At 49.1% G+C, this 25,863-nt stretch carries 26 protein-coding genes and 3 tRNA genes; 6 read left to right on the forward strand and 23 right to left on the reverse strand.

Annotated elements, in window-relative coordinates:
• Nucleotides 1-174, reverse strand: a 174-nt coding sequence (locus tag GX441_11705; GenBank protein NLI99306.1) for a hypothetical protein, incomplete at its 3' end; no start/stop codon positions are given.
• A gap of 90 nt (nucleotides 175-264) precedes the next feature.
• Nucleotides 265-687 carry a hypothetical protein gene (locus GX441_11710; GenBank protein ID NLI99307.1) on the reverse strand — a complete coding sequence of 141 codons (423 nt, stop codon included), beginning with the start codon at nucleotides 685-687 and terminating at the stop codon, nucleotides 265-267.
• 167 nt (nucleotides 688-854) lie between these two features.
• Here GX441_11710 and GX441_11715 point away from each other — a divergent pair, with 167 nt between their 5' ends.
• The 6 genes from GX441_11715 (at nucleotide 855) to GX441_11740 (ending at nucleotide 3,596) form a co-directional block, all read left to right on the forward strand.
• Entirely contained in the window at nucleotides 855-1,400 is a 546-nt protein-coding gene (locus GX441_11715) for a GNAT family N-acetyltransferase (GenBank protein ID NLI99308.1), read from the forward strand.
• A gap of 48 nt (nucleotides 1,401-1,448) precedes the next feature.
• Nucleotides 1,449-2,066: a hypothetical protein gene (locus tag GX441_11720; GenBank protein NLI99309.1), complete on the forward strand. Its 618-nt coding sequence runs from the start codon at nucleotides 1,449-1,451 to the stop codon at nucleotides 2,064-2,066.
• A 10-nt stretch (nucleotides 2,067-2,076) separates the two neighbouring features.
• Complete coding sequence (locus GX441_11725) at nucleotides 2,077-2,688, forward strand: hypothetical protein (protein NLI99310.1); 612 nt, start codon at nucleotides 2,077-2,079, stop codon at nucleotides 2,686-2,688.
• 15 nt (nucleotides 2,689-2,703) lie between these two features.
• Nucleotides 2,704-3,306 carry a hypothetical protein gene (locus GX441_11730; protein NLI99311.1) on the forward strand — a complete coding sequence of 201 codons (603 nt, stop codon included), beginning with the start codon at nucleotides 2,704-2,706 and terminating at the stop codon, nucleotides 3,304-3,306.
• A gap of 112 nt (nucleotides 3,307-3,418) precedes the next feature.
• A tRNA-Thr gene (locus GX441_11735) sits at nucleotides 3,419-3,492 on the forward strand.
• A gap of 20 nt (nucleotides 3,493-3,512) precedes the next feature.
• Nucleotides 3,513-3,596: transfer RNA gene (locus tag GX441_11740), tRNA-Tyr, on the forward strand.
• Between the two features lie 272 nt (nucleotides 3,597-3,868).
• Here GX441_11740 and purB read toward each other — a convergent pair.
• The 21 genes from purB to GX441_11845 all read right to left on the reverse strand — a co-directional run bounded on the left by purB (nucleotide 3,869) and on the right by GX441_11845 (nucleotide 25,825).
• Nucleotides 3,869-5,161: an adenylosuccinate lyase gene (gene purB, locus GX441_11745; protein ID NLI99312.1), complete on the reverse strand. Its 1,293-nt coding sequence runs from the start codon at nucleotides 5,159-5,161 to the stop codon at nucleotides 3,869-3,871.
• 182 nt (nucleotides 5,162-5,343) lie between these two features.
• Nucleotides 5,344-6,759, reverse strand: coding sequence for a trypsin-like serine protease (locus tag GX441_11750; protein ID NLI99313.1), 1,416 nt, complete (start codon nucleotides 6,757-6,759; stop codon nucleotides 5,344-5,346).
• Between the two features lie 22 nt (nucleotides 6,760-6,781).
• The gene (gene ftsZ, locus GX441_11755; GenBank protein NLI99314.1) at nucleotides 6,782-7,924 is read right to left on the reverse strand and encodes a cell division protein FtsZ; all 1,143 of its coding nucleotides are present in this window, start codon (nucleotides 7,922-7,924) and stop codon (nucleotides 6,782-6,784) included.
• Nucleotides 7,925-7,940: 16 nt separating this feature from the next.
• Nucleotides 7,941-9,176 carry a cell division protein FtsA gene (gene ftsA / locus GX441_11760; protein ID NLI99315.1) on the reverse strand — a complete coding sequence of 412 codons (1,236 nt, stop codon included), beginning with the start codon at nucleotides 9,174-9,176 and terminating at the stop codon, nucleotides 7,941-7,943.
• Complete coding sequence (gene murB, locus GX441_11765) at nucleotides 9,169-10,110, reverse strand: UDP-N-acetylmuramate dehydrogenase (protein ID NLI99316.1); 942 nt, start codon at nucleotides 10,108-10,110, stop codon at nucleotides 9,169-9,171. Before murB ends, ftsA begins: the two co-directional genes overlap by 8 nt.
• Complete coding sequence (locus GX441_11770; protein ID NLI99317.1) at nucleotides 10,062-11,441, reverse strand: UDP-N-acetylmuramate--L-alanine ligase; 1,380 nt, start codon at nucleotides 11,439-11,441, stop codon at nucleotides 10,062-10,064. The genes murB and GX441_11770 overlap by 49 nt, the downstream gene beginning before the upstream one ends.
• Nucleotides 11,426-12,415 carry a hypothetical protein gene (locus GX441_11775; GenBank protein NLI99318.1) on the reverse strand — a complete coding sequence of 330 codons (990 nt, stop codon included), beginning with the start codon at nucleotides 12,413-12,415 and terminating at the stop codon, nucleotides 11,426-11,428. The genes GX441_11770 and GX441_11775 overlap by 16 nt, the downstream gene beginning before the upstream one ends.
• Nucleotides 12,378-13,541: a cell division protein FtsW gene (locus tag GX441_11780; protein NLI99319.1), complete on the reverse strand. Its 1,164-nt coding sequence runs from the start codon at nucleotides 13,539-13,541 to the stop codon at nucleotides 12,378-12,380. The genes GX441_11775 and GX441_11780 overlap by 38 nt, the downstream gene beginning before the upstream one ends.
• A complete protein-coding gene (gene murD, locus GX441_11785; protein ID NLI99320.1) occupies nucleotides 13,498-14,838 on the reverse strand; it encodes a UDP-N-acetylmuramoyl-L-alanine--D-glutamate ligase in 1,341 nt (446 codons plus the stop codon). The genes GX441_11780 and murD overlap by 44 nt, the downstream gene beginning before the upstream one ends.
• Nucleotides 14,838-15,926, reverse strand: coding sequence for a phospho-N-acetylmuramoyl-pentapeptide-transferase (locus GX441_11790; protein NLI99321.1), 1,089 nt, complete (start codon nucleotides 15,924-15,926; stop codon nucleotides 14,838-14,840). The genes murD and GX441_11790 overlap by 1 nt, the downstream gene beginning before the upstream one ends.
• Nucleotides 15,923-17,248: a UDP-N-acetylmuramoyl-tripeptide--D-alanyl-D-alanine ligase gene (gene murF, locus GX441_11795; protein ID NLI99322.1), complete on the reverse strand. Its 1,326-nt coding sequence runs from the start codon at nucleotides 17,246-17,248 to the stop codon at nucleotides 15,923-15,925. Before murF ends, GX441_11790 begins: the two co-directional genes overlap by 4 nt.
• A complete protein-coding gene (locus GX441_11800; GenBank protein NLI99323.1) occupies nucleotides 17,235-18,692 on the reverse strand; it encodes a UDP-N-acetylmuramoyl-L-alanyl-D-glutamate--2,6-diaminopimelate ligase in 1,458 nt (485 codons plus the stop codon). The genes murF and GX441_11800 overlap by 14 nt, the downstream gene beginning before the upstream one ends.
• Nucleotides 18,689-20,416, reverse strand: a complete 1,728-nt coding sequence (locus GX441_11805) for a penicillin-binding protein 2 (GenBank protein ID NLI99324.1) — start codon at nucleotides 20,414-20,416, stop codon at nucleotides 18,689-18,691. The genes GX441_11800 and GX441_11805 overlap by 4 nt, the downstream gene beginning before the upstream one ends.
• Nucleotides 20,403-20,645, reverse strand: coding sequence for a hypothetical protein (locus GX441_11810; protein ID NLI99325.1), 243 nt, complete (start codon nucleotides 20,643-20,645; stop codon nucleotides 20,403-20,405). The genes GX441_11805 and GX441_11810 overlap by 14 nt, the downstream gene beginning before the upstream one ends.
• The gene (gene rsmH, locus GX441_11815) at nucleotides 20,642-21,514 is read right to left on the reverse strand and encodes a 16S rRNA (cytosine(1402)-N(4))-methyltransferase RsmH (protein ID NLI99326.1); all 873 of its coding nucleotides are present in this window, start codon (nucleotides 21,512-21,514) and stop codon (nucleotides 20,642-20,644) included. The genes GX441_11810 and rsmH overlap by 4 nt, the downstream gene beginning before the upstream one ends.
• Complete coding sequence (locus GX441_11820; protein NLI99327.1) at nucleotides 21,507-21,869, reverse strand: STAS domain-containing protein; 363 nt, start codon at nucleotides 21,867-21,869, stop codon at nucleotides 21,507-21,509. Before GX441_11820 ends, rsmH begins: the two co-directional genes overlap by 8 nt.
• The gene (gene mraZ, locus GX441_11825; protein ID NLI99328.1) at nucleotides 21,866-22,351 is read right to left on the reverse strand and encodes a division/cell wall cluster transcriptional repressor MraZ; all 486 of its coding nucleotides are present in this window, start codon (nucleotides 22,349-22,351) and stop codon (nucleotides 21,866-21,868) included. The genes GX441_11820 and mraZ overlap by 4 nt, the downstream gene beginning before the upstream one ends.
• Nucleotides 22,352-22,936: 585 nt before the next feature.
• Entirely contained in the window at nucleotides 22,937-23,983 is a 1,047-nt protein-coding gene (gene ispG, locus GX441_11830) for a flavodoxin-dependent (E)-4-hydroxy-3-methylbut-2-enyl-diphosphate synthase (GenBank protein NLI99329.1), read from the reverse strand.
• Entirely contained in the window at nucleotides 23,980-25,251 is a 1,272-nt protein-coding gene (gene murA, locus GX441_11835; protein NLI99330.1) for a UDP-N-acetylglucosamine 1-carboxyvinyltransferase, read from the reverse strand. The genes ispG and murA overlap by 4 nt, the downstream gene beginning before the upstream one ends.
• A 95-nt stretch (nucleotides 25,252-25,346) precedes the next feature.
• A tRNA-Arg gene (locus GX441_11840) sits at nucleotides 25,347-25,420 on the reverse strand.
• A 114-nt stretch (nucleotides 25,421-25,534) separates the two neighbouring features.
• Nucleotides 25,535-25,825, reverse strand: a complete 291-nt coding sequence (locus GX441_11845) for an integration host factor subunit beta (GenBank protein NLI99331.1) — start codon at nucleotides 25,823-25,825, stop codon at nucleotides 25,535-25,537.
• Between the last annotated feature and the right edge of the window lie 38 nt (nucleotides 25,826-25,863).

Consider the following 25,863-nt stretch of genomic DNA (forward strand, 5'->3'; position numbering starts at 1 on the left):
CTGGATATAGCCTGCCGCTTGATAATCCCAACCGGCAGCAATATAGCCTCCATCGGGCGTGTTCTCTACGAAATCGCCAAAAGATGCGTCATGAGGACAATATGTCTTTATCCAACCTGCCTGCAGATAAAAAAGCAAACCTGAGAAGAGGAATATAAGAACCCGTTTCGGCATTGTCTCCTCCTTATTTCAACATCAAAGATTAAGCTTGATTCGTTTCATGTCAAGAGGACGGCGTTGAACGCCGTCCTCTGTTTATAATCATCAGTCTCCTGCGAGGTCGCCCCACCATGTGCCGCCGTTGGTCGCACTCTCGCCTATTCCCCATTGACCCCATGCCGTGTCAGGGCTTGAGGGGTGATACCAGCCCTTCCAGTGACCTATCGTGTCGTTAGCAAGTGCCCAATGTCCGTAGCCGCCTGCGCTGGCGTATCCAACATAGTACGTGCCTGTCTCGGAATCATACTGGTCAACATTTCCGCGTATCCAGTTGTATAAGCTTGTACCCCAGTAGCCGCCAAAGCGCACTGGCGATTCGTCAGTGTGAAGGGTTCCCTGCCAGATGTAGAAGGGATGCAGACCTCCCCAATCGCCCGTTCCGTAGCCTGACCAGTCTGTGTCGGCGAAAGCCGCTGGACATAAAGCAAGCGCCAGAAGCGCCGCTATTGCGAAGCGCTTGAGTTTCAATGCATTCTCCTATGGTTAGAAAGAAGAGCTTTATTGCTCTTTCTTACCCCTTGATTGTAAAAAAAAAAACGCAAATGTCAAGGTTTGGGCAAAAAAATCTCAGTACAGTTTTGGGGTGTATGTGGTACAAGGCTTGACGAACGCCTTATCTTGCGGAAAATTGACTTGTGAAGCCCGGAGTCGATTTCAAGCCCATTTCAGGAAAGCTCGTTGTGCTCAAGCCGCGCAATCAGACCCTCTTGCGTGAATACTACGCACGCAGGCTGCGACCCGACGTTCTTGCCTGGGCGGACGTGTGGCCAAAGAACCCCACATATGAGGAGGTGCGTCTTTCGTTCGCAAAGCAGGAGGAATCTCCAAAAGAATGGCGGCTGTGGGTACATTCGTTCGCCTCCAGGCTCGTCGGCGAGGTGAACCTTTTCGATATCGACAGGGCGAACAAGCGCGCAGAGTTCGGCATCTGCATATTCGATCCCGATTACTGGGGCAAAGGATACGGCACAGAGGCGGGAAGACTGTTTCTTCGAGACGCATCTTCAAGGTTCGGGCTGGAGCTATTCTACCTCTTCACCACCCAGGCAAACAAGCGGGGCATTGGCTCGTTCGAGAAGATAGGATTCACGATAACGGAACGACTCAGCATGGAGGGCAAGCAGTTCGTACGCATGGAAGCGTCAAAAGAGGAGATCAAGACCTCGATCATGAGAGCTTGACAAACAGTCAAAGAGGTCTATCCTTTACGTAATAATTATAAGGAGGATATGATGAAAAAGAAGAGAGGTTTCCTGAGGAAAATTATGGGCTTCTTAGTGACAGCTTTTTTATCCGTATGTTTAACGGGTTGTTTTTCGCCCGTTTACGATACAGCACGCACTTATACCGGTCTCACGGTAGGAGGAGGGGTTGCCTACCACGACATGAACTATACGAGCGGAACGCCGGATTTTACGGCGAAGGGCGTACGGCCCGATTTCTGCGTAGGATTCGCTCCAGTGAACTGGTTCAGCGTTGTGGGACATGCAGGTTTCTTGATTTCTGCGGACACGAGCGATGGTCAGGCGTACCCTTTTGCAGGCGCGGGCGTCAAGTTCTCGACCCCCTGGGAGGTCTTCAACATGGGAATAAGGATAGAGGCCGAGTTTCCGCGAATAGGTTCTATCACTCCCATGATAGGCTTTTCGATTCCCAAGCGATGGGAGATAGTTACCCCGGGCATTTCAACCTCCTACTTGATAATCCCTGCGTCGGCTTTTATAAACATTCACCCTTTCAAAGGCGCACATCTTTTCGCGGGCGTCTCGCTTCCTGACAATGATGATGCGCCGGAGGTGTGTTTGGGAATAGGATACACGTATACGTTTGAATTTTCCAGTGAGTAGAGGAGGAAGTATGAAGAAGAGAGGGATAATCCTTGGATCAATCGCAGTCATCTCTACATTGATGACAACAGGCTGCGTTTCCCCCTTTTACGGCGCTTCAAGGATAGAGCCGGGCTGGGATTTGAATGCAGGTTTGGCTTTAACGAGTTTTTCTTCGCCTGCTTACGACTGGAATTACTGCATAGGCCTGCGCGGGGATTGCGAAATAGGTTACGGATTCAACAAATACTTTAAAGCAGGCGGCCGAGTTGGGGGAGGAGGAGGTTTTTCAATTCCCGGCGGCGAGGAGCCGCCGACTTCATACTCAGGTCCTTTTCCATTGATTGAAGGCGCACTGGCAGTTCAGGGCTCATACCCTTTCAAACAAGTAACGCCTGCCTTGCGTATTGAGGCGGGTTCAAATTTTTCTATTATGCCTCTTGTGGGTTTTGGTTATCCTGAGTGGTTGACTCTTGGATGTCGTATCTGGTTTTTGTATACTGCCGAAGTTTTAGTTCCTGATTTCTTTGTGACGGTTCGTCCCTTGCCCAGGCTGTCAATATTTGCGGGCGTCAACGCCGTCTCGATTTTAACTGAGTCGTTACCGATTGCCTCAATAGGCTTTGGCTATAAACTTAAATAATAAAAGGAGGATAAGATGAAAAGAATAATCTTAGCGCTATCTCTTTTTGCTTTTGCGAGTCAACTTATGGCATTCATGCCCCAGTACTACGAAACAGCAGAGGTTACCCCAGGTAAGGGTTCGTTACTTTTGAGTGTCGCGCCGGCAATGTACGGCTACGGATTCGAAGATTCGTATTGGTCAGAGGGTTATGGAGCTAATGTTGAACTCTCCTTCCGGAAAACTATCAACATTGATACTTCTCTTGCCCTTTTTGGGTATGCTGGAGGACTTATAGGGACTAATTCTTTGGGTTTTACCTTAAGCAAGAATCCAGATATTGGCATATGGCCTAACGGTGGTGTAGGTGCACAAGTTGAGTTTCTTGAAAACCCTTCCCTTGCCCTACAGTTATCCGCCGAGTTTCCCTCCGTACTCTCCCTGATATTTCTTGCCGGAATAAACTCGAGCAAGCTAAACCGTGAAGTAGCGACCTTCGGACTGAAAAGCCTGTTCTACTATCCAGGCATGGCATTTATCACGTTGCATCCATTATCAAACTTGCACATCTCTATTGGCGCATCAACTCTTATATTTTTGGGTTATGAGCTACATGCCGGCTTAGCTTACACATTTTAAAGTCAAGGTCAAGGAACTTTCGAGTATCAATCAAATTCAAGTGCCGTCCATGGATAGCATTTATATTGACATACCCCTCAAAGGGAGTAAAATCCCTTCTCAAACAACATAGGCCGGAGTAGCTCAGTCGGTTAGAGCAGCTGTTTTGTAAACAGCAGGTCGGGGGTTCGATTCCCTTCTCCGGCTTGGTATTGATTTTGAAAACCGGGTAGGTACCCAAGTGGCCAAAGGGGGCAGACTGTAAATCTGCTGGCTGTATGCCTTCGGAGGTTCGAATCCTTCCCTGCCCATTATACCCCGCGAAAATACTTCGCATTTTCGCGGGGTGTTCCTTTTTAGTTGATTTAGTTTAAGGAGTTATGTTATTGGAAGAAACAGGAGGCTAAAGTTTCTTATGAAGTTCTGTCTTTGCGATCTTTTCGTTTTGAGCGAAAAGGAGCATACAAGGGTCCCCATGGAAACACAAAGTGTTTCCATGGGGATCTTATATTTAGCCCAAATCCCGGCTGGAATCTGATCCATACCGGGATTCGAGCTTTGGTTGCGTTGGTGATGTGGGTAACTATAAATTCATACGTTTGTAGAGCATGTCTATTTTTTCAAGATAGAGTTCGAGTGAGAATATCTCTTCGAGTTCTTTTTTACTAAGTTTTTCCGTAACCTTTTCCTCATCCTTAGCTATCTTCTCAAAAGGCAATCCGCTTTCCTTCACCTTGAACGCTATGGTTTGAACCAGTCTGTATGCATCCTCGCGCGTCATGCCCTTTCGAATCAACGCTAAAAGCAGTCTTTGCGAATAGAATGTTCCTCCGGTTCCCTCAAGTATTCTTTTCATGTTTTCAGGCTCAACCCTTAATCCGGAAATTATCGCCTTCATCTTTAAGAGAAGATAATGAGCGAGATTGAATGAATCTGGAAGCATCACGCGTTCGGCGGATGAATGAGATATATCCCGCTCGAACCAGAGCGCCACATTTTCCAAAGCCACCTGTACGTTGGCCTTCAGTATCCTAGAGAGTCCGCAAACGCGTTCGCACAGTACAGGGTTGCGTTTCTGGGGCATTGCAGAAGAGCCTGTCTGGCGCTCCTTGAAGGGTTCAAAGAGTTCGTCAAGACCCTCAAGCTGGGATATGCGGATATTCAAGGCCATACGTTCGAGCCACGTTCCTACTAATGCGAGCGTAAAAACGAGCACCGCGTGCCTGTCTCTCGGAATCACCTGCGTTGCAACAGGCTCAGGCTCGAGGCCTAAGTCCTTCAAAGCCTCCTCCTCGACCCCAGGAGGAAGAACGGTGAATGTTCCAACGGTTCCCGATATGCGACCTCTTGCAGAAATATGCCTGGCGCGCTTTATATCCGCTGCAACCCTTAAGCCCTCGGCATACCACGAAAGAACTCTTGCTCCGAATGTTATTGGTTCTGCTCCGCGGCCGTGAGTGCGGCCAAGTACAGGCGTGTTTTTGTGTTTTAAGGCAAGTTCTTTCAAAAGTTCGCAAAGCTCTTTAATCTCCGCTTCAACCAGGTCCAGCGATTCAATAATCCTGAGCGATGTTGCGTTGTCCACAACATCGTAGGAAGTCAGCCCGTAGTGAAGGAATTCCTTTGAACATGGAGCGGCTTCCCATACCGTTTGCAGAAAGGCGGTTACTTCGTGCTCTGTTTCGCGTTCTATCTCTGAAACTCTTTTGTGGTCAACATCCTCTAATCCCTTCAGGCATTCGCTCAATCCATTAGGGATGATTCCGAGTTTCTCCTCGGCGCGCGCGACCGCCTTTTCGACCTTCAGCCAGTAGCGGAACCGGTTTTCGTCCGTCCATATATCCTTCATTTGCGGAGTGGAATATCTCTCAACCATTCGACCACCTCAACTGTCTGTAGTTTATTGAAAGGCGTGCATTCGGAGGTCGTTTGAGGAATACCGCCGATTTTACTCCTATTTTGGACATGAAAAGTCTCTGCACAAAATTGCAGCGCCTGCCGAAACGTTTTATCATGGAACCTAGAAGTGATCGGTTGTTAAAATGTCTGGTTTTCATATTAAAAGCCCCGGTACAAGCGGTACCGTCCTCCGCCGCGTTCAATAACGAGAGACTTTGGGTCATGTTCCGCTTTTAAGGCTTGCTTCAGATTTTTTACGTTTGAAACCTTGTAGGAACCATAGGCAAGAATTACATCGCCTTCGGAAAGGCCGAGCTTTGATGCAAAGCCGCCTTTTTCAACCTTTGATACATAAACGCCTTCCTGGCTTTGTATGTTGAAGCGGTAGCGCGTTGCGGGGTCAATCTCCATGACTTCGGCCCCAAGGTCCGCTATCATTTCCGCTTTTTGAGGTTCGTATTCGGAAGCCTTCAGGGTTCTTGTGAAGGATTTTCCTTCGTCGGTTATTCCTGATAGCCTTACTGTATCGCCTACGAAGAGTCCCATCTCCATCATCTGCCAGTCTGCCTCGCTTGAATACTTTATTCCGTTTGCAGAGATTACAACCCAGGCCTCAGATATTCCGGCCGTGGCTGCCGGGGTGTTGGGGAAAACGTTCGTAATGATGAGGCCGGTCGTTCCTGAGATTCCCATGGCTCTTGCCATTTCTGAAGTAAGGGTTTGCACTCCCATGCCGAGCCAGGCGTTTCTTCTTGTTGCGTGTGATTGGAGCTCGTATATGAACTTCTTGACCTGATTTATAGGAATGGCAAACCCGAGACCTTCGGAGCCTCCGCTTTGCGTGAAGATGAATGTGTTTATGCCTATTACCTCGCCGAGGATGTTTACAAGGGGACCGCCCGAGTTACCAGGGTTTATTGCCGCATCGGTCTGGATTACACCGGTGTAGTTAAACTGCTTTCCTTGTTGTGATTGAACCCTTCGGTCAACGGCGGAAACCACTCCCACTGTAACGCTCGGTCTTGCGTCAGCCATAAGGAATCCGAATGGGTTTCCAAGAGCTATTGTCCATTCTCCTATCATTATGTCGTCAGAATTCCCGAGCGCTGCAGGGTATAAATCGTTCGGCGGGTTAGTAATTTCAAGAAGTGCAAGATCGAGGGCTTCGTCGATTCCTTTTACCTTCACGTCGTAGTTGCGTCCATCGGCAAGCGTGACCTTTATCTTATCAGCATTCTTAACGACATGGGCATTGGTGATGATGTTTCCATCCTTGGAAAGTATGAGGCCTGAACCGAGACTCTGTATTTCTCTTGAGTAATCGTAAGGGAACATCTGACCGAAGAACTCCCTGAAGAACGGGTCAGAAAAAGGCGACGAGTATGTCTGAGTCTGGAATACGGTAATAGAAACAACGGAAGGCATAACCTTTTGAGAAGCCACAACGATGCCTGTTCTTCTTGCATCCGAAACAATTGCGTTGACGGAATCGCGTTCGGTAGGCTGAGCCTTAAGTATCGATGAGAGGCCAAGAAGAACCAGTATTGGCAATATGTTAAAATTTATCTTAGTCATTTCTTATTACCTTCCATGATCTTTAGTCCACCTGTCTTCTCAAGAAAGCGGGGATATCCAGGTCTTCATCCGACAAAGGCTTCGGTTCAACCTTTTCGAATGTTCTCGATATCCGTTTTTCATTTCCGCGGCGCATGTATGCCGGGACCTTATTGAGCGTTTCGGCAGAGGGATGGAGCAGCTCTTCAACCTTTTCGACTCTCGGAGGCATCTCCTCGATTCCAGTGGCTATGACCGTTACACGCAATTCGTCAGCGAATTCAGGGTCCTGTATGGCTCCGAAGATTATGTTCGAATCCTGGTTTGCGTATCCGTAAATGATTCTTGCGGCCTCGTTTACTTCGTGGAGTGAGACGTCTTCTCCGCCTGAGATGTTCAATAGGATTCCTTTTGCTCCGGATATCTCGAAGTCCTCAATCAATGGGGAGCTTATTGCCTTCTGGGCTGCGTCCACCGCTCTGTTCTCGCCTCTGGATGAGCCGATACCGATGACGGCGCTACCGCGGTAAGACATAATCGAACGTACGTCAGCGAAGTCGAGGTTTATCATGCCCGTTCTCGTAATGAGATCGGTCACTCCTCTGGTGGCGTTAAAGAGAACGTCATCGGCCATCTTGAAACTGTCGCGCAGACTTACATTCTGGGGAATTACCGAGAGGAGCTTCTGGTTCGGAATCACTATCAGGGTATCCACGTAGCGCTTCAGAAAGCTTATGCCTTCCTCTGCCTGGCGCTTGCGTATGGGGCCCTCGAACTCGAATGGTCTTGTCACGACCGCCACCGTCAGGATAGAAAGCGAGTGGGCGAGTTCTGCAACTAAGGGAGCCGCTCCTGTGCCTGTACCGCCTCCTTCTCCGGCTGCAATAAAGAGCATGTCGAGATCGAGAAGTATCTCCTTGATGTGCTCTAGCGACTCTTCTGTAGCCTGTCTTCCGACATCCGGATTTCCGCCCGAGCCTAGACCGCGAGTAAGATTAGGACCAAGCTGAATCTTGTGCTCGGCCTTGCTTCGCTCAAGGGCCTGAACGTCTGTGTTCAATGCAAAAAAGCGCATGCCAGGCATTCCGCGTTCAATCATGTGGTCGACCGCGTTGCCGCCTGCACCGCCGAGCCCCATTACACCTATCTGCGCCTGATAGCGATTTTCATCAACTGGTTCAAACATCGCGTTCCTCCTTTAATCAAAAAAAGTCTTTAAACCATTCCCTCATCCTCTTCAGGATATTGCCGAAGACGCGCTCTTCGGTTCCACGAGGAAGAAGGGTAAGGTTTTGTTTATCTATTCCGTACCTGACAAGTCCGACAGCCGTCGAGAATATGGGATCGGCGATGATGTCGGTCAACCCTGACGTACCCCAGGGTTTACCGACCTTGACAGGAAGATCGAATATCTGTTCCGCTATCTTTTCAATTCCTTCCAGATGAGCGGTTCCGCCTGTTACTACGACGCCGGCTGCAAGAAGATCAGCGAAATCCGTCTTGCGCATCTCACGGTTGGCAAGGGAGAGTATCTCCTCAATTCTTGGTTCTATAATCGAGGCAAGTATTCTTCTTGAGACCTGTTTCTCATCCCTGCCGCCGACGCCCTTGACGGTGAAGGATTGATCCTCTTCTACCCAGTTTGCGAGAGCGCAGCCGTATCGTCTCTTGATCTCTTCGGCTTCCTTTGTAGGCGTTCTCAGCCCTATGGCTATATCGGAGGTTATGTGCTCTCCGCCGAGGGCGAGAACCTGGGTATGGCGTATCGAACCTTCCTTGAATATCGCGAGATCGGTCGTTCCGCCGCCTATATCCACGAGAAGCACTCCAAGCTCCTTCTCATCGGCCTCAAGCACGGCAGTCGCCGATGCGAGAGGCTGCAGAACAAGATCTTTTATCTTGAGGCCCGTTCTTTCTATGGAGCGATAGATGTTCTGGGCTGAAGTAACGGCGCCGGTTACGATATGCACCTCAACTTCTAGCCTTTTTCCGAACATGCCTATGGGATCGCGAATTCCAGGCTGATCGTCTACAATAAATTCTATTGGAATTACGTGAATTATCTCACGGTCAATGGGCAGGCCGATTGTTTTGGCCTGCTCAATAACGCGGGCTTTATCCTTCGGTGTTATTTCGCCGCCGGCTTTTTCAACAGCTACAACGCCTCGGCAGTTCATGCTTGAAATATGGCTGCCTGCGATTCCGACGTAGCAAGAGTCAACCTTGCATCCGGCCATGCGCTCCGCTTCTCCTACGGCGCGTTTGACAGATTCGACCGTCTGCTCAAGATTGACTACTGTTCCTCTGCGCATACCGCGTGACGGAGCAAGTCCTACTCCTACTATACGCGGCTCAAGGTTGTCATCCAGCTCGGCGATCACCGCGGCGACCTTGGTAGTACCGAGATCAAGACCCACGATTCTTTCGCCTTTAGCCATTTAGAGCCTCCATGCTTTTTGCTTTCACAATTCTTATCTCCTCCCTAAGCTCTATACCGAATTTCTTCATTACTTCCTTCTTAATCTCCGATATCAACGCAAGTACGTCCGCCTGTGAGGCGTTTCCGACGTTAACGATGAAATTAGCGTGTCTGGGTGAGCACATAGCGTCGCCTATCCTGCGGCCCTTGAAACCAAGTTCTTCTATCAACCTTCCTGCGGTTACCCTTGGGGGGGCAGGGTTTATGAATACGCTGCCTGCAGAAGGTTCGGATGGATGCTTCTCCATCCGTTGGGCAAGAATTCTCGCTATTTCGTCCATTGCCTCGCTTACATTCGTAGGTTCCAATTTCAAGGCTATCTCCGTCAGGAACAGCGTGTCAGGCAGATTCGATTTCCTGTACGACCATGAAATTTCCTCAGCTTTCAACTCAACCTTTTTCAGTTCTGCCATTTCGTACCCCTTTATTGATGCAACACGCTCCGATATCGAGTGTCCAAACGCGCCTGCATTGCCCTTTACCGCGCCTCCCACCGAACCGGGGATTCCCGCACAATATTCCAGCCCCCCATAATTCCACTCAGCGGACTTCTTTATAACCTCCATCAAGCTCGCGCCCGAGCCCGCAATAATCAACCCTTTTTTTTGAGAGATTTGAGCAAGGCCTTCTCCGGGATGTATAACGATTCCTTCGAAACGCTCGGGATAGAGCACATTGCTTCCGCCGCCCAGTATCTGATATCCTATTCTTTTATTTTCTGCCAGGAATTCGGCGATTAAGCTCAAATCCTCCTCGCACTGGGCTTCGACAAAAACAAGAGCAGGACCGCCTATCCTGAACGTTGTCCGTCCGGCCATTTCTTCGCCGAACTTTGTCTCGCCCTTCAGGTGCGGCAGGACATTCTTTCTATAATTACTGATCCAATCTTCCATACATCACCAGCGCCCAGGGTCAGAAAAACGTCCCCTGGATTAAGGGTTTGGGAAAAATATTCCACTATTTTTTTTCTATCGGACATAACCTGAACACTGACTTTGGGTGCCGCTTTCTTGATGCTTTGTTCAATAAGCTCGGATGAGACTCCAGGAATCGGCCTCTCACTTGCCTTATAAATGTCAGTAAGAACGACTTCATCGGTCTCTGTGAAAGCGGGACCGAACAGCTTATGAAGGTGTTTCGTTCTCGTGTATCTATGAGGCTGGAAAAGCACTTTCAGGGGTTGTTGCGGAAAGACTCCTCTGAGGGCTTTTATTGTTGCGGCAATCTCGGTAGGATGATGACCGTAGTCGTCAATGAAAGTAATGCCGTCTAGTTCATCCACTTTTTCCATGCGTCTCCTGACGCCTCTGAATCTCGAAAGGGCTTCCTTCATGACCATGGGAGAGACTCCCAGCTCGCGGCCGACTGCAATGGCCGCTATAGCGTTCTGAACGTTGTGTTCTCCAGGCAGATTAAGCTCAAACTCGAAAAGTTTCTCGTCGAATTTCATGACAAACCTAGAACGCCACCCCTCGCTTCGTCTCCACATGGGTCTTATTTCGTTCTCATTACCAAGACCGTAAGATATTTTTCTTACCTTCAAATCAGGATAAATCGATTTCACTCCCTCGTCGTCTCCGCACAGCACGGCCAGCCCATAGAAAGGAATCTTCTCAACGAACTCCTTAAAGCAGTTCTTTATGTCATCAAGGTTTTTGTAATAGTCGAGATGTTCTGCCTCAATATTTGTCACCACAGCTATGCTCGGGAAGAGATGCAGAAATGAACGGTCGCTCTCATCTGCTTCCGCAACAAGATACTGGCTCTTGCCCATTTTGGCGTTAGAACCCATCTCAAGAACCTTGCCGCCGATAATTGATGTGGGATCAAGCTCACCTAGCTCGAGCATGAAACTTATCATTGAGGAGGTCGTAGTCTTGCCATGAGTACCGGCAACAGCCGTGGAATACTTCATGCGCATCAATTCACCAAGCATCTCTCCTCTTCCGATTATCGGAATCCCTCTCTCCCTTGCGGCTTTTATCTCGGGGTTTGTCGGCTTGACTGCTGATGAGATAACAACGACATCTGCTTCCTTTAGATTCGTTTTCCTGTGGCCTATATCGACCCGGATTCCTGTCTTCCCAAGACCTTCAGTTATTTCCGAACGCGATATGTCCGAGCCTGCCACCTTGAAACCGAGGTTATGGAGGATATATGCTATTCCGCTCATTCCTATGCCGCCTATCCCAATCATGTGTATGTGATTTACGCGGCCAAACATTGCTCTATCCTTTCTGCTATAATGTCTGCAGCATTTGTAGGAACAAGTCTTCTTGCATTGACACTCATCTTTTCTCTAAGATCCCTGCGTTCAATCAAATCCTTGAGCAGATATTCGACGCAATCGATCTCACCTTCCTCTGCAATATATGCTGCATCGTTATCTCTTGCCCACGAGGCGTTGTACAGCTGGTCTTTATCAATCGAATATGGAAAAGGCACGAATATGGAAGGTATTCCGTTGACCATCAATTCAGATAGAGCCATTGCTCCTGATCTCGATATCGCTATTTTTGCTCTGGCGTAAAGTTTCTCGGGTTGCTCTGCAAAATCTATTATTTCGAGATTCGAAGGTCTGACCCTTGCTGTCATCTCTTCGAAATCTCTTTTGCCCGATATAAGGATGAAACGCTCTCCCGGAAACTTAGCCGCAAGTTCGAAAGCGAGATTGTTTAGAGACCTTGCTCCCTGGCTGCCACCCTGCACGAGGATCGATTCACCTTCGCTACGCTTGTCCAGCACAACCGTTTTTCTTAATATGTTTCCTGTTATTACGACCTTGTTTTTGCACTTATCCATATGAGGGGCAGGCGGTATTCCAAAGAAAACAAGTCGGGCTCTTTTTTGAGTCAAACGCGTAACCCTTCCGGGCACCGAGTTCTGTTCGATTAAAAAGTAGGGAATTTTTTTCGCTCGTGCGGCCTGTATTGCAGGGAAGCTCGTGTAGCCTCCGAATCCCACAACGGCATCTGCATTGAACGAATCAATCACTTTCTTTGAAATCCTTACACCCTTGAAGTATGCACCCAGCGAAAGAACTTTCTTTACTATCGATTTGCCGAAGAAAGCGATGGATGGAACGGTCTCGTAGTTCACGCCGGAAGTAATGAATCTTGCACCCCTGTCATCGGTGATAAGCATTATATCGCTGCCCATTTCAGTAAGTTTCTGTCCGAGTGCCAGCGCCGGAAACATATGGCCTCCGGTTCCACCGCAAGCGAGAATCAACCGCATGGGAATGCTCCTTTCCACGGCTTATATTTAAAAGGATTCCAATGCCCAGGAGATTGGATGTAAGGGCAGATCCTCCGAAGCTGATGAATGGTAAAGGGAGTCCTGTTGTCGGGAGTAGACCCATGCTGACTCCTGCATGGATGATAAAGTAGAGAAAGACCATGACAACTAGCGAGGAACCAAGGTAGCGTCCAAAGGAATCCTCGTTTTTTTGTGCGATTCTCAGGCCCTTGATAAGGAAAAAAACAAAAAGTACGGTCAAGCCTGCAATGCCTACAAATCCCAACTCCTCGCCTATTACCGCGAAGATAAAATCGGTGTGCGGCTGAGGAAGAAAGAGATACTTCTGCCTGCCTCCTCCGAGACCGACGCCGAAAAGCCCTCCCGACCCCATCGCTATGCGCGATTGCTCGAGCTGGTAGTTACCGTTTCCGAGGAATCCGGCTACGCGAGCGTGCGCATGAGGGAAGACATTGACAATCAGAAGAAATACGCCCGCGACGACAACGGAAAGGACCAAGAGATATCTTAGTTTTACGCCGGCAATGAACATCGCAAACCCGACGAGTAAGGCAAGAACGGTCGCAGTGCCGACGTTCGGCTGAAGAACAATCAATCCTATAAGTAATCCTGATACAAGCATGGGGGGAAAGGTATAGCGCTTGAAGTTATGTTCGGCGTCTTCACGCTTTGAGAAGAAATTCGCAAGATAGATGAGCAGGGCTATCTTCACGAATTCAGAGGGCTGCATCGAAAAAGTTAGAACACTCAACCATCGAGTGGCTCCTCCCGCAGTTCTTCCCGTTATCAGAACGACAACGAGTATCACTGCCGAGAAAACAACAAGGATTCCGCTTATCTTGCCCCAGAAACGGTAGGGTACTTTCAAGCCTAAGATAAAGAATACCGCGGCTATGGCAATCCTTAATGCCTGGTTTTTGAGGAAGTACAATGGATCGTTTATCGAGAGGAACAGGCTTGACGAGAAAACCATAACGAGTCCGAATCCAACGAGAAGGATTATTATAGCAAGGAAACCCGAGTTAGATTCGTTTTTCGTACTCTCTGAATTCCTGAATAAAGGCATGTCCGCGTTCCTCAAAGTTTTTAAAGTTTCCGAAGCTCGCAAACCCCGGAGCAAAAAGAATTATGTCTCCTTCAAGACTTGCCTTGAGGGCCGCATCGAGTGCGGCCCTCAAAGAGTCGACTATGATGTAGGAGGAGAACTGCGATTCGGCGCAGAGAATTTCTGCAATCCTCTCGGAGTTTTCTCCGAAGAGTATCAAATATTTCGCCCTTTCCTTGACACCTTTTATGAAAGGATCCAGAGGCAGGTTCTTCTCGGTTCCGCCCGCTATTATCACTGAAGATTCCTCAAAGCTTGTTACGGAATAATAAAAAGCCTCCGGGTTAGTGCACATTGAATTGTTGTATACCTTTCTTCCCTTCAACTCGCCCAGGAATTCCATTCGATGCGGAAGTCCTTTGAAACGCTTGAGGCCCTTTTGCATCTGCTTGGGTTCAACGCCCGCTTGCGAAGCGGCGGCAATTGCTGCCAGCGCATTTGCGACATTGTGCATCCCCGGCAGAGGAATATCTTTTATTTCAGAGACTTTTGTTTCCTTTATATACAAACCGCCATTCTTCGTATAGGCATCAGCGGTGTCGTCACGAAGCGAGAAGAGAACTTTCCTGGAGCGGATGCTTTCGATATTGTTCATCGTGGTGTTATCGTCGCGGTTCAATATCGCAGAATCATTTTGTGCTGCGTTTTTAAAAAGCGACAGCTTTAGGTTGACGTAGTCCTCGTTGGTGTGTCTGTTCAGGTGATCTGCCGTTATATTTGTGATAACTCCGACATCGGGTCTGAATTCGGGGCATCTTTCAAGCTGGAAGGTAGATATCTCGATAACGTATACTTCCTGTATTGACAGGGAAAGAGCCTCTGAAAAGGGATTTCCGGGAGCTATATTCCCTCCGCAGAAGACCTTTCTTCCTGCAGCCTTGAGAATTTCTGAAATCCAAGCGGTTGTCGTGGATTTGCCGTTTGTTCCGGTCACGGCGATCGTAAACGGCCTGCCGAGTTCCTTCCACACGAATTCTATCTCGTCCACCATTGGAACCCCTTCCCTGTCGAGTGCCTTTACCCATTCCAGTTCGTTCGAGATGCCCGGACTTTTTATTATAATTCCGGCTCTGGCAAGCGAGTCAGGTGTTTCAAGCCGTACAACGTTCTTTTCTCCAAGCGTACCTGCGACGTATCTGTTCAGGAACGCTTCAGGATTTTCATCGTAGAGAAGAATCTCTTTTGCGCCTTTATCCAAAAGATATGCGAGTATGCTTCGGCCGACCCTGCCTAAACCCAAGATTCCTATTCTTTCCATTATCTCACCTTCAATGTTGCAAGACCTGCCAGAGCGAAAAGAATTCCCCATATCCAGAAGCGTACAACAATTTTGGATTCCGCCCACCCGACCATCTCGAAATGGTGGTGCAGGGGCGCTTTCTTAAAAAGTCTCTTCTGTCCCTTGCTAGCCCTGAACCAGATTATCTGGAGTATTACGGATAACATCTCGAGCACGAAAACGCCTCCGATTATCGCAAGGAGTATCTCCTGCTTAACCACTATCGCGATAAATCCAAGAAGAGCTCCCAGAGGAAGGGAGCCAGTATCACCCATGAAAATCGAAGCCGGGTGTGCGTTGAACCACAAGAACCCGAGTCCTGCACCCACGACTGCCGCGCAAACAACAGCCATCTCGCCGGCTTTGGGTATAAAGAGAACATTCAGATATTCGGCGATCTTGACGTTACCCGCGACATATGCGAGCGCGGCGAACGCTGCAGCGGCGATAGCTATGAGTCCTATCGCAAGACCGTCGAGGCCGTCTGCGAAGTTGACTGCGTTGCCCGCACCTACAACTATGAAGCTAGTGAATAAGATGTAGAAGATTCCCATCTGTACAACGTAATTCTTGAAAAAGAGAACGTTTGTGCAGCATCTGAGGGACTCGCTTTCAGGGAAGAAGTAAAGGTAAAGACTTACTCCGAGTGCGAGTATGGATTGGCCGAGAAATTTCCAGCGTTTTTTGAGTCCCCTCTTATGCTTGCGAAGCTTGGTGAAGTCATCAAGAAAACCCAGAACGCACATCCCAGCAAGTATGATCAGAGAAAGCACGACATACGGATTAGTCAGGTCGGCAAACAAGAGCAGTGAAAATATGACTGCTGCTACGATGAGTATTCCGCCCATAGTGGGAGTGCCTGCCTTCTTGCGGTGAGTGTCCGGAAGCTCTTCGTATATCTCCTCGCCTATTCCGAGCCTTTTTATTCTTCTTACAACGGGTCTTCCGAAAATAACGATAACGAGTATGGCGAATCCTGCGGCGAGCGCAGCGCGGAACGTTATGTAGCGAAACAGATTCGCCTGAGAGAACACTGGTAGGAGCCATTTTGAGAGAAGATAGATCATGCGGTTCCCCAGATCAGTGAAACGATATCCTCAAGAGCGCACGCTCTTGAGCCTTTTACTAGAACCGAAGCGCCTGGAAGCAGCCTCTTCCTTAGCTCTTCAGCCGCTTCAATTTTATCTGGTATTACCATAACGCCTTCATGCGGAGGATAAAGCTCAGAGTGCGGTCCTGTTATGATAACTAGGTCTGCAGTATCCCGGGCCATTTCTATTATCTCTTCATGATACTTGGATGATTCCTTGCCGAGTTCGAGCATTGCGCCTAGGACTGCGATTCGGGGCGCAGGGAACAGCGTCAAGAGCCCGAACGCTTCCTTCATTGATACAGGATTAGCATTGTAGCAATCCATGAGGAGATGCATATCGCCTATGTCTCTTCTTTCGAGTCTCCATTTTTCAGGTTTTACTTCGGAAAGTACGGTCGCCGCCTCTTCAAGGGTTATCTCAAAGCCTCCAACTGCAACCGAGAGTGCAGCGACAGCGTTTGCAAGATTTGCCGCTCCTAGAAGGGGAAGCCTGAAAGCTTCGCCCATGAACTTGAAAGATGTACCTTCCATTCCATACTTAACTTCTACAGGCGTGAATTCAGTATTGTTCTGAACAGCAAATGTACGGGTCTCCATGCCTGCTTGTTGAGCCCTTTTCAGTAGTTCCGGATAATCGCTGTTTAAAAACAGCACGCCTTTGTTTCGAGTTACAGCTTCGCCAAGCTCCCATTTTGCTTCCAATACATCCTCAAGGGTTCCAAGTTCTTCCAGATGGCCTGGTCCCACATTTGTTATTAAACCATGAGTAGGTTTTGAAATATCGCAGAGCCTGGTTAGTTCGCCTCTTGCACTGATACCGGCCTCAAGTATGGCAATTTCGACTTCTTCGTCAATCTCCAATATGGACAAGGGAAGACCTATTAGGTTGTTTCGGTTACCTTTGTTCGCAAAGGTCTTATATCTTACGTCGAGCAGAGCCTTCAGAATGTTTTTTACCGTTGTCTTGCCGTTAGTTCCGGTAATCACGATTACCGGAATATCCAGGGTTGATCTGTAAGCCTTTGCAATCTCGCCGAGAGCTATCAGAGTATCCTTGACTGATATAGTTCTCGGCAAACCAACAGGATTTGATACAATACAGCTTATGGCGCCTTTTGCGAAAGCGTCCTCTACAAAGTCGCCGCCGTCGTAATACGGACCCTTGAGTGCCACAAAGAGCTCTCCCTGCGCCATGGTCCTTGAGTCTGTCGAGACGCCGGTCGGCTTAAGGGTCAAATCCTCAAGGCCCAGAGGGGTGCCTGAAGTTGCCTTGATTATCTCTTCAAGGGAGAGCATCAACGGCCTCCTTCGCGACTTCCTTGTCGTCGAAGTGAATCTTTTCTGTTCCGAGAATCTGATAATCTTCATGACCTTTGCCTGCAACGAGAAGCACGTCGTCCTTTTCTAGAAATCTTACCGCTGCGTGTATGGCTTCCCTGCGGTCAACGATGACAGTATTGTTATTCCCGTCAACCCCCGCAAGAATCTCTCTGATAATTTCATCAGGATTCTCCGTGCGCGGGTTATCCGACGTGACGAATACGTAATCGGAGAGGCCGGAAGCGATTCTGCCCATCATCGGACGCTTTCCCTTATCCCTGTCTCCGCCGCATCCGAAAAGGGTGATAACGCGGCGCGGAGCAAGCTCTCTGGCAGATTTTATTAGGCGCTCGAGTGCATCCGGTGTGTGGGCGTAGTCCACAAAGATGAAAAAACCCTTGTCGTTCTCAACCTCCTCGAACCTGCCCGGAACGCATTTAAGAGCTTCAACGCCTATCTTCAATGTTTCTGGTTCGATACCCAGAGTGAGGGCGGCTCCTGATGCAGCGGCAAGATTGCTTATGTTGTGGCCACCCGGGAGCCCCAGGAAGCAGGGGAGAGCCAGACCTCGATAATGTATTACGGCTGCCGAACCTTTGATGGTCGAGTATTCGAGTTCCACCCACAAATCGGCTCCTCTTCCGGAGGTTGAGTAGGAAACTACCCTTTTTCCATTGAGTCTTTCAATAAGCTCAAGACCTGTTTGATCGTCCGCGTTGACTATTGAAATACCCTCTTTCTTGATATTGTCAAACAGCTTGAATTTGGCCGCCTTGTAGGAGTTCATGTCTTTGTGAAAGTCAAGATGATCCTGGGTAAGGTTAGTGAATACGGCTATATCCACATCAAGCCCCCAGACCCTGTCCAATTCAAGAGAATGCGAAGAAATCTCCATTGCAACCGTGTCGCATCCTTTATCCTTCATCCCTTTTAGTATATTCCACAAATCAGCGCTTTCCGGAGTAGTATGCGAGAGCTTTTCCCAGCTCTCCCCGTTAAAAAAACCGGTTGTGCCGATGACTCCTGTTTTTCTGGAGCCGGCTCTTAATATACTCTCCAGAAGATACGTTATTGTAGTTTTTCCGTTGGTTCCAGTAACCCCAATGATAGTCATCTCCCGGTCAGGATATCCTGTAAAACATGCCGAGGCCTCAGCCAGAAACTTGCGGGCATCATTGATTTTAATTCTTGCTTTGAAATCCGGCAAGTCTTCAATTGATTCAGAAGCGATGGCCGCCGCGCCGCTTGCCGACGCTTCCTTAGCGAAACGGCGGCCATCGGTCCTAAGGCCTGTGATTGCTACGTACAAAGCTCCGTCTTGAACCGTTCTTGAATCATAACTCACCGACTTCAAATCAAGCTCCTGGCTGCCTTCATAACTTTCGAACCGTACGCGCTTGAGAAGCTCACCTAGCTTCATTGTGCAGTTCCTTCGCTTGCCGCAAGCGATTGCTGGTCTTCGAGAGCTTTTATCCGTATGTCCTGATATTTCGGGAGTCTCAAGGTGCGCTCCATAATATTCTTGAAACAAGGAGCGGCAATCTCTCCTGCGAAGCGACCCAGCGCGGGTTCGTCAATGACTACGACCGCAAGAAGCTTGGGTTCTTTTCTTGGAAGAAATCCTGCGAATGAAGCGGTGCTCAAAGTCGCAGAATAGCCCACGCCCGGGACCGATTTCTCCGCGGTGCCTGTCTTGCCGCAAATCTCAATCCCTTTTATCCTGGCGGAAGTTCCCGTTCCCTCATCAACGACTTTCTCGAGAATCTCTGCAATCTGCTCAGTGGTTTCTTTCGAGAACACCCTGCGAAGCACGTTATCCTTGCTTTGAAATACAATCCTTTCATCTTGTTCAATCTTCTTTATAAGTCTCGGAGCGTGAAAGACGCCGCCTGAAGCGAATGTAGAGTATATAGCCGCAAGCTGCAGCGTAGTCAGGGAAAGACCCTGTCCGAATGCGTTGTTGGTCAGACGCAGCTCGGTCATCTTGGATGCAGGATCGAGTTTGCCGCTGGCTTCTCCAGGCAGACCTATACCTGTAGGAATGCCGACACCCAAAAGCCTTGAGACCTCGTAAAATCTTGTCGTGCCGCACCTGAGCGCCAGTTTGGCAGTACCGATATTGCTCGATAGAAAAAACACCTCGTCAAAGGTAAAACCCGCTCTTCCGTGAATATCGGAGATTTTTCTGCCTTGAACTATTACGCCGTCTCCCGTAGGTATATACTCGCTTCTTTTCGCCAGGCCGTCCTCAATACATATTGCGGCTACTACGGGCTTATAAACAGAACCGGGTTCAAATTCGTCGGTTACAACGCCTACATTCCAGAGTTCCTTGGGGTAGCTTGCGAATCGTTGCGCAGAGAAGTCGGGATAATCAACCATCGCAAGAATCTCTCCGTTCCGGGGGTCCATTACCACGCAGTATCCGCGCCTTGCCTTGAACGAATCGCATGCAGATTTAAGTTCTTCGTAGGCGATGCTTTGAATGTCCAGGTCGATTGTCAAGGTCACGTCCGCGCCGTTCACGGATTCCTTAAGAGGGTATGCCGTCGTGGGGTGTTCTCTTCCGAGGGCGTCCCGCTGATACGTGGCCCATCCCAGTTCTCCGGCAAGGACGGAGTCCATCGCGAATTCAATACCTGCAAGTCCTTTATGCTCTCCTCCCACAAAGCCTACTATACTTCCAGTAGCTTCTCCCCACGGATATATCCGCCGGGCTTCCTCCTCGATGTTAATCGCATTCAGTAACCCTTCGCTTTCGAGCTCTGCCTTAAGTTTGCATGATTTCTCGAAGTCGCATTTTCGGGCAAGCCAGAAGAAGCTTTTACGGGTTCTTAGATTCCTTTCGATGATGGTTGAAGAACCTATGCCGTATTTCGAAAGGATTTTTGCCGCCTTTGGTATATCAGCGACATATTGAGGAAGCGCATACACTGAAGCTGCCTTTTCGTCTGTAACCAGTGGTACGCCGTTACGGTCGAATATCTTTCCCCTTTGCGGAAGAAGCTCTATGTGTTCCTCGTGCTGCGCTCTTGCTCGTTCAGCGAATTTTGGTCCAAGAATTATCTGCATATAGAAGGCGTATCCGAGAACGCCTAGCGCAAGAAAGCAAAGCACGCCTGCTGTAAATTTAACGCGGCCCATCGGCTTCCCAGGCGTAGTAAAGTCCGAGCGTTCTTGCGCGCGGCTCAAGATTGGTGACCAGAAGCTCCCTTGATAAAGCAATTTGCTCACGCTCAAGCCTTTCTTCTAGTATGCCTGAACGACGCTCAAGATCGGTCACCTTTTCGGCAAGATTGTTGTTGGTAAAACGCATCCATACATAACCTAGCATCAGTACTACGAATACCAGAACGAATAATATCTTTTTCATATTTTTTCAATTATCCTTAATCTTGCACTGCGTGAAGCGGGATTGCGAGCCTGCTCCTCGCGAGATGCAACTATCGGTTTGGAATTAACTTTTCTATAAGTGCCTTGAGACTGGGCTTCCTTGTATATCTTTTTGACGATTCTTGCCTCAAGGGAGTGATAGTCGATTACGGCAACCCTGCCGCGAGGCGCAAGATGCGCTACAGCCGAATGCAATCCTTTTTCAAGGTTTGAAAGTTCGTCATTTACCGCTATCCTTAAAGCCTGAAACACCCTCATGGCTGTTTTGCGGAGTCTGTTTTCGCCGACCACCTCCCTCAACATCTCGCGAAGATCTGCAGCCGTCTTGATACTGTGCCTTTTCCGGGATACTTCATCCGCTATCCTTCTTGCGAAGGGTTCCTCCCCGTAATCCCTGAATATCTTTTCCAGGACATCTCTCTTTTCTTTCCTTATAATATCCAGAGCGGTAGGCCCGGAAGCCTGCGTATCGAATCTCATGTCGAGTTTTCCTTCACCCTGGTAGCTGAAGCCGCGATCAGGGCTCCTGACCTGATGCCAGGAGAGTCCGAGATCGAACACGACTCCATCCACTTCCTTAATTCCCTCCGCACTAAGAACCTCGTCCATAAACTTGAAGTTCTTATTGTGGAGGGAAAGCCGCTCGGCAAAGCACGCCAGTTTACGGCCTGCGTGGGCGAGGGCTTCCCCATCCATGTCCAGTGCGATGAGCATTCCTGCTCCCTTCTGCAGTAGCGCCTCTGCGTGTCCGCCTCCCCCCAGGGTTGCGTCCACGTACACTCCTTTTGGAGTCGGCGAAAGCGCCGTCACTATCTCCTCAAGCAAGACAGTCTTGTGAAATTCATCCACCGATACTCTTCAGGACGCTCATTCTTGCGATACTCTTAAGGGCGGCCTGCTTTGAAGGATAGATATCGAATGGATGAAATCCGTAAAGACTGAAGAGCGAGTTGACATAATCCGAAACATTAATGAGCTTTATATCTCCGCCGCGTTCGTTGAATCGGCGCTTGAAATTAATAAGTTCTGGAATGAGATTGGTTTGTATATGTTCGCATCCGGCCAGGTTCATAACAACGCTGAGTTCATTTGCAGCCAAAAGACCCGTAAAAAGAGCCTCAAGTTCCTCGAAGTCTTCTTCAGTGACCTCGCCGGAAAGATTTACGAAGGGCACGCCTTCGGTACGTTTAAGTATAGTTTTCATGGGTTTCTCCCTTGAGAAAGGTACTTTTCAAGGTTTTCGGAATCCTCCTCCTGACTCTGTTCGGATTCTGAGTCGAACCGGACGAACGTCTCAGGATTCCATATCTCAAAATGACTTATGGCTCCACTGATCACGACTTCCGCCTCAACAGAGGCGTATTCGATTAAATGACGGGGAAGCATGATGCGGCCCTGGGAGTCGAGCTCCACCTCTGCGGCAGCAGCTGCCCGGCGCCGCATGAAGCGTCTGGTTTCTTTCTTGTGTCTCGGGATAGCTAGAAGCACCTCATCCTCATATCCCTCCCACTCCGACAGGGGATGAACCTCTATCTCGCCGTCATAGCCTTTAGTGAGAACCAGGGTGCGCTGGTTCGCGGCGTCAAGTGCCCGGCGGAACTGGGCGGGTATGGCTACCCGGCCCTTATGGTCTACCGAATACCTGAACTGTCCACGAAATCGCATTTCTGCCCCACGAATCACCATTCATAACCACATTGTATGCATTTTTCCCCACTTGTCAAGCCCCCTAAATCCAATTCGGACTCAATTCAAAAATCAACCTAAGTCCCGCAATTGCTTTTACTTGCATCTAAATTGACGATTTTCTCAATTTTCCGTATGTGTTCGTGCATTCGTGAATTGTAAAGTTTTCCACATTTTGGGGTCGAAAAAAGAGGCTTTCCCACCGGTGAGTTAAAGGGAAAAAGTTGTGTGTTGAAGATTGCAAATACCCCTTCCCTTGATGGGAAGGGGTATTCTCCGGGAGGAGAATTGGGGTAAGGTGAAGTAGCCTCCCGGGGAGACATGGCTGAATTTCATTCCGCAAGGGTCGAACGAAGTTCGACAGACGCTCATCTAGAGCGTACACCTCCACCCAGCCTCCCCCATCAAGGGAAAGGAGAGGGGTATTCTGCATCGTTCAATCTTGGAAAAAAAACTTAGATAAGGGACCGACCTCAGCGTGCCCCTTGGGATAAGGCTTTATCCCATAGGGTATTAGGTCGGCACGATATTTAAAAGTTCGGGCGCACCTGAAGGTACGCCCCTACGTAAAGATACCCAAAAACCTCAAAAATCCTTCTCAATCAACTCGATAAGGCTGTTCACCAACCTATCCTCGGTCACCGTCTTCACTATCTCGCCCTTTCTGAAGATGACGCCCTTGCCCTTTCCGCCCGCAATGCCGTAATCGGCCTCTCTTGCCTCGCCCGGGCCGTTGACCACGCAGCCCATAACGGCGACCGTTAACGGCCTCTCCACTCGAGCAAGTCTTGTTTTTACCTCTTTTACCAATCTCGAAAGCTCTATCTCAGTTCTTCCGCAGCCCGGGCATGCGATTAGCTTGACCCCTTTCTTCTTCCTCAATCCAAGGCTGTCCAGAAGTTCCCAACATGCTGTAACTTCCTGGACAACCGTTCCGGTTAAGGATATCCTTATTGTGTCTCCAATTCCCTCAAGCAGTAATGGAGCCATTGCCGCTACCGACCGTATTGCTCCCTCGAAAGGCAGGCCAGCCTCTGTTACGCCAAGATGCAAGGGATAGGGGAAGTTCCGTCTCATCACCCGGTAAACGTCGATGGTCGTTCTCGCATCCGAAGACTTTGCCGAGAGCACAAGATCCGAAAACCCAAAATCCTCAAACATCTTTACTGAATTCGAAAGCGCTGCAATTATCGCTTCCGTCGTCGGATGCTTGAATCTTCTCAGAATTCCTTGAGGCAAGGAGCCTGAATTTACGCCTATTCTTATGGGAATTCCCCTCTCACCTGCTCTGTCCGCAATCTCCCTTAGTTCTTTTTTTGAGGAGATATTTCCTGGGTTTATCCTCAATTTGTGCGTTCCCGCCTCGATTGCCCCAAGTGCAAGTTTAGGGTTATAATGCACATCGGCAATGAGAGGGAGAGGGGAGGTCTTCAGCGCTCTCTTGAAGCTTAAAAGAGCCTCTTCGTCCGGCACTGCTACCCTTACAAGCTCAGCGCCAGCAGCTTTTGCTCGTCCGATCTCGGCAAGCACCAGCTTGACATCCCTTGTATCTCGCTTAGTCATCGTCTGCACGGCAATAGGAAAACTTTTCCCTATTCCCAAGCCTCCGACCATTACGTACTTGCGCTTCATTCCTCTCCGGGCGCAGAAACCCTTTCTATCTGAGCGCCGACGGATTCCAGTTTGCGCTCGAGACCTTCGTAGCCCCTATCCAGATGATAAATCCTCGATACCGTTGTGGTCCCTTTTGCGGCAAGTCCTGCAAGAACGAGGGATGCCGAAGCCCTCAAGTCTGAAGCCATAACCTCGGTTCCGGAGAGTTTTTCCGTACCTTCGATTACTGCCGTGTTCCCTTTTAACGTGATCTGGGCGCCCATACGCTGAAGCTCCATTGCCTGCATGAATCGGTTCTCGAATATGGCCTCAGAGATTATGCTTGTGCCTTCACCAAGTGCCAGCCAGGCCATAAACTGAGCCTGCATATCGGTTGGGAAACCGGGGTAGGGTGCCGTGTTCAAAATCAGGGGCGAAGGTCTGTGCATCATTGACACGGTAAGATGATTGCCTGATGCCTCGATTTCTGCTCCGGCCTCAAGAAGAGGCTGTATCAAATTACCCATATGGGACGAAGGCGCATTTCTTAAGATCAATCTTCCACGGGTGATTGCCGCGGCAACGGCATAGGTCCCTGCCTCTATTCTGTCCGGTATGTTTGCGAACTCAGCGCCATGAAGTTCCTTTACGCCTGCGACGGTTATTTCGTGTGTGCCTTCTCCTCGTATATCGGCGCCCATCTTGCGCAGAAAGACGGCAACCGTCGAGACCTCTGGTTCTGCTGCAGCGCCAATTATCTTGGTTTCACCCTCGGCAAGAACGGCTGCCATCATTACATTGATGGTCGCGCCTACGCTCGGACCCTTGGTTCCCTCGAGAAATATCTCAGAGCCTACAAGTTTTTTTGCACGCGCGTGGACGTATCCTTCTTCAACAATGACTTCTGCGCCCAGCTTCTCCATGCCCTTGATGTGAAGGTCAATAGGTCTTGCTCCTATTGCGCATCCGCCCGGCAAGGCTACTTTTGCTTCTTTGAACCTTCCCAGCAACGGGCCTAGAACATAATAGGATGCTCTCATCTTGCGGACTATCTCATAAGGAGCTTCAATACCGGGATTTAGAGCCTGGATTCTGACTGTATCCTCGCTGTGTTCCGATTTTACTCCCAGTGTATCCAGAAGTTCGCACATTGTGGATACATCAACAAGTGAAGGCACGTTAGACAGTACGCAAGGTTCATTTGTCAGAAGCGTTGCCGACATCAGTGGCAACGCGGCGTTCTTTGACCCTGAGATTGTTACTTCTCCGTGCAGAGGGTGACCGCCTGTTATGAGAAGTTTATCCATTTTAATCCTCTCTTTATTAGGGCTTTCCTCTTTTTGACGATCATGCAGGGATTTTGTGAACCCTATTCGGCGCGTCTAAGCCTTACAAGCCCAAACGCGCCCGATAGGACTCGAACCTACGGCCTTCACGTCCGGAGCGTGATGCTCTGTCCGTCTGAGCTACGGGCGCGTTAGCTGCGTTTCTTTCTGAGAAGCTTGCGTCTTTTCTTAAACTTGTGGCGTTTTACCTTTTTCAGTTTACGTTTACGACCGCATGGCATCTATTATTAGCCTTTCTTTTTAGTTATTTCTGGGTTACTACCTGTTTGAGTATCTTGGAGGGCTTGAAAACCGGTACTAGGCGGGCAGGGATGTTAATCTCCTTGCCTGTTCTTGGGTTGCGTGCTATCTTTGAGTTGCGGCGCTTGGATTTGAACACTCCAAATCCTCTTATTTCAATTCTTTTGCCCTCTGCGAGCAGACTAGATATCTCCTTAAGGAATATGTTTATTACCATGGAGATGTCCTTCTTAGTTACGCGGGGGCCAAGCTTGCGCTCGATTACTTCTACTATGTCCGCCTTGCGTACGCTCATTGGGCGCCTCCTTTGTTATTCCGGCTTATTGCCGTTTC

The organism is bacterium, from assembly GCA_012517375.1.
Classification (GTDB): Bacteria; Hydrothermota; Tepidihabitantia; order B3-TA06; family B3-TA06; genus JAAYVC01.

What these genes read in the sequence shown, in the direction of transcription:
- GX441_11845 (NLI99331.1), bottom strand. Translation starts at nt 25,825, where the DNA reads ATGAGCGTACGCAAGGCGGACATAGTAGAAGTAATCGAGCGCAAGCTT.
- ftsZ (NLI99314.1), bottom strand. Translation starts at nt 7,924, where the DNA reads ATGTTTGAACCAGTTGATGAAAATCGCTATCAGGCGCAGATAGGTGTA.
- purB (NLI99312.1), bottom strand. Translation starts at nt 5,161, where the DNA reads ATGGTTGAGAGATATTCCACTCCGCAAATGAAGGATATATGGACGGAC.
- murF (NLI99322.1), bottom strand. Translation starts at nt 17,248, where the DNA reads ATGCTCTCCCTTGAAGAGATAATCAAGGCAACTTCAGGCACCCCTCTG.
- GX441_11720 (NLI99309.1), top strand. Translation starts at nt 1,449, where the DNA reads ATGATGAAAAAGAAGAGAGGTTTCCTGAGGAAAATTATGGGCTTCTTA.
- GX441_11750 (NLI99313.1), bottom strand. Translation starts at nt 6,759, where the DNA reads ATGACTAAGATAAATTTTAACATATTGCCAATACTGGTTCTTCTTGGC.
- GX441_11730 (NLI99311.1), top strand. Translation starts at nt 2,704, where the DNA reads ATGAAAAGAATAATCTTAGCGCTATCTCTTTTTGCTTTTGCGAGTCAA.
- GX441_11775 (NLI99318.1), bottom strand. Translation starts at nt 12,415, where the DNA reads ATGTTTCCGGCGCTGGCACTCGGACAGAAACTTACTGAAATGGGCAGC.
- GX441_11805 (NLI99324.1), bottom strand. Translation starts at nt 20,416, where the DNA reads ATGGGCCGCGTTAAATTTACAGCAGGCGTGCTTTGCTTTCTTGCGCTA.
- murD (NLI99320.1), bottom strand. Translation starts at nt 14,838, where the DNA reads ATGGAAAGAATAGGAATCTTGGGTTTAGGCAGGGTCGGCCGAAGCATA.
- GX441_11800 (NLI99323.1), bottom strand. Translation starts at nt 18,692, where the DNA reads ATGAAGCTAGGTGAGCTTCTCAAGCGCGTACGGTTCGAAAGTTATGAA.
- ftsA (NLI99315.1), bottom strand. Translation starts at nt 9,176, where the DNA reads ATGGCTAAAGGCGAAAGAATCGTGGGTCTTGATCTCGGTACTACCAAG.
- murA (NLI99330.1), bottom strand. Translation starts at nt 25,251, where the DNA reads ATGGATAAACTTCTCATAACAGGCGGTCACCCTCTGCACGGAGAAGTA.
- GX441_11770 (NLI99317.1), bottom strand. Translation starts at nt 11,441, where the DNA reads ATGTTTGGCCGCGTAAATCACATACACATGATTGGGATAGGCGGCATA.
- GX441_11810 (NLI99325.1), bottom strand. Translation starts at nt 20,645, where the DNA reads ATGAAAAAGATATTATTCGTTCTGGTATTCGTAGTACTGATGCTAGGT.
- ispG (NLI99329.1), bottom strand. Translation starts at nt 23,983, where the DNA reads ATGAAGCGCAAGTACGTAATGGTCGGAGGCTTGGGAATAGGGAAAAGT.
- GX441_11725 (NLI99310.1), top strand. Translation starts at nt 2,077, where the DNA reads ATGAAGAAGAGAGGGATAATCCTTGGATCAATCGCAGTCATCTCTACA.
- mraZ (NLI99328.1), bottom strand. Translation starts at nt 22,351, where the DNA reads ATGGTGATTCGTGGGGCAGAAATGCGATTTCGTGGACAGTTCAGGTAT.
- GX441_11780 (NLI99319.1), bottom strand. Translation starts at nt 13,541, where the DNA reads ATGCCTTTATTCAGGAATTCAGAGAGTACGAAAAACGAATCTAACTCG.
- GX441_11820 (NLI99327.1), bottom strand. Translation starts at nt 21,869, where the DNA reads ATGAAAACTATACTTAAACGTACCGAAGGCGTGCCCTTCGTAAATCTT.
- murB (NLI99316.1), bottom strand. Translation starts at nt 10,110, where the DNA reads ATGGAAGATTGGATCAGTAATTATAGAAAGAATGTCCTGCCGCACCTG.
- GX441_11790 (NLI99321.1), bottom strand. Translation starts at nt 15,926, where the DNA reads ATGATCTATCTTCTCTCAAAATGGCTCCTACCAGTGTTCTCTCAGGCG.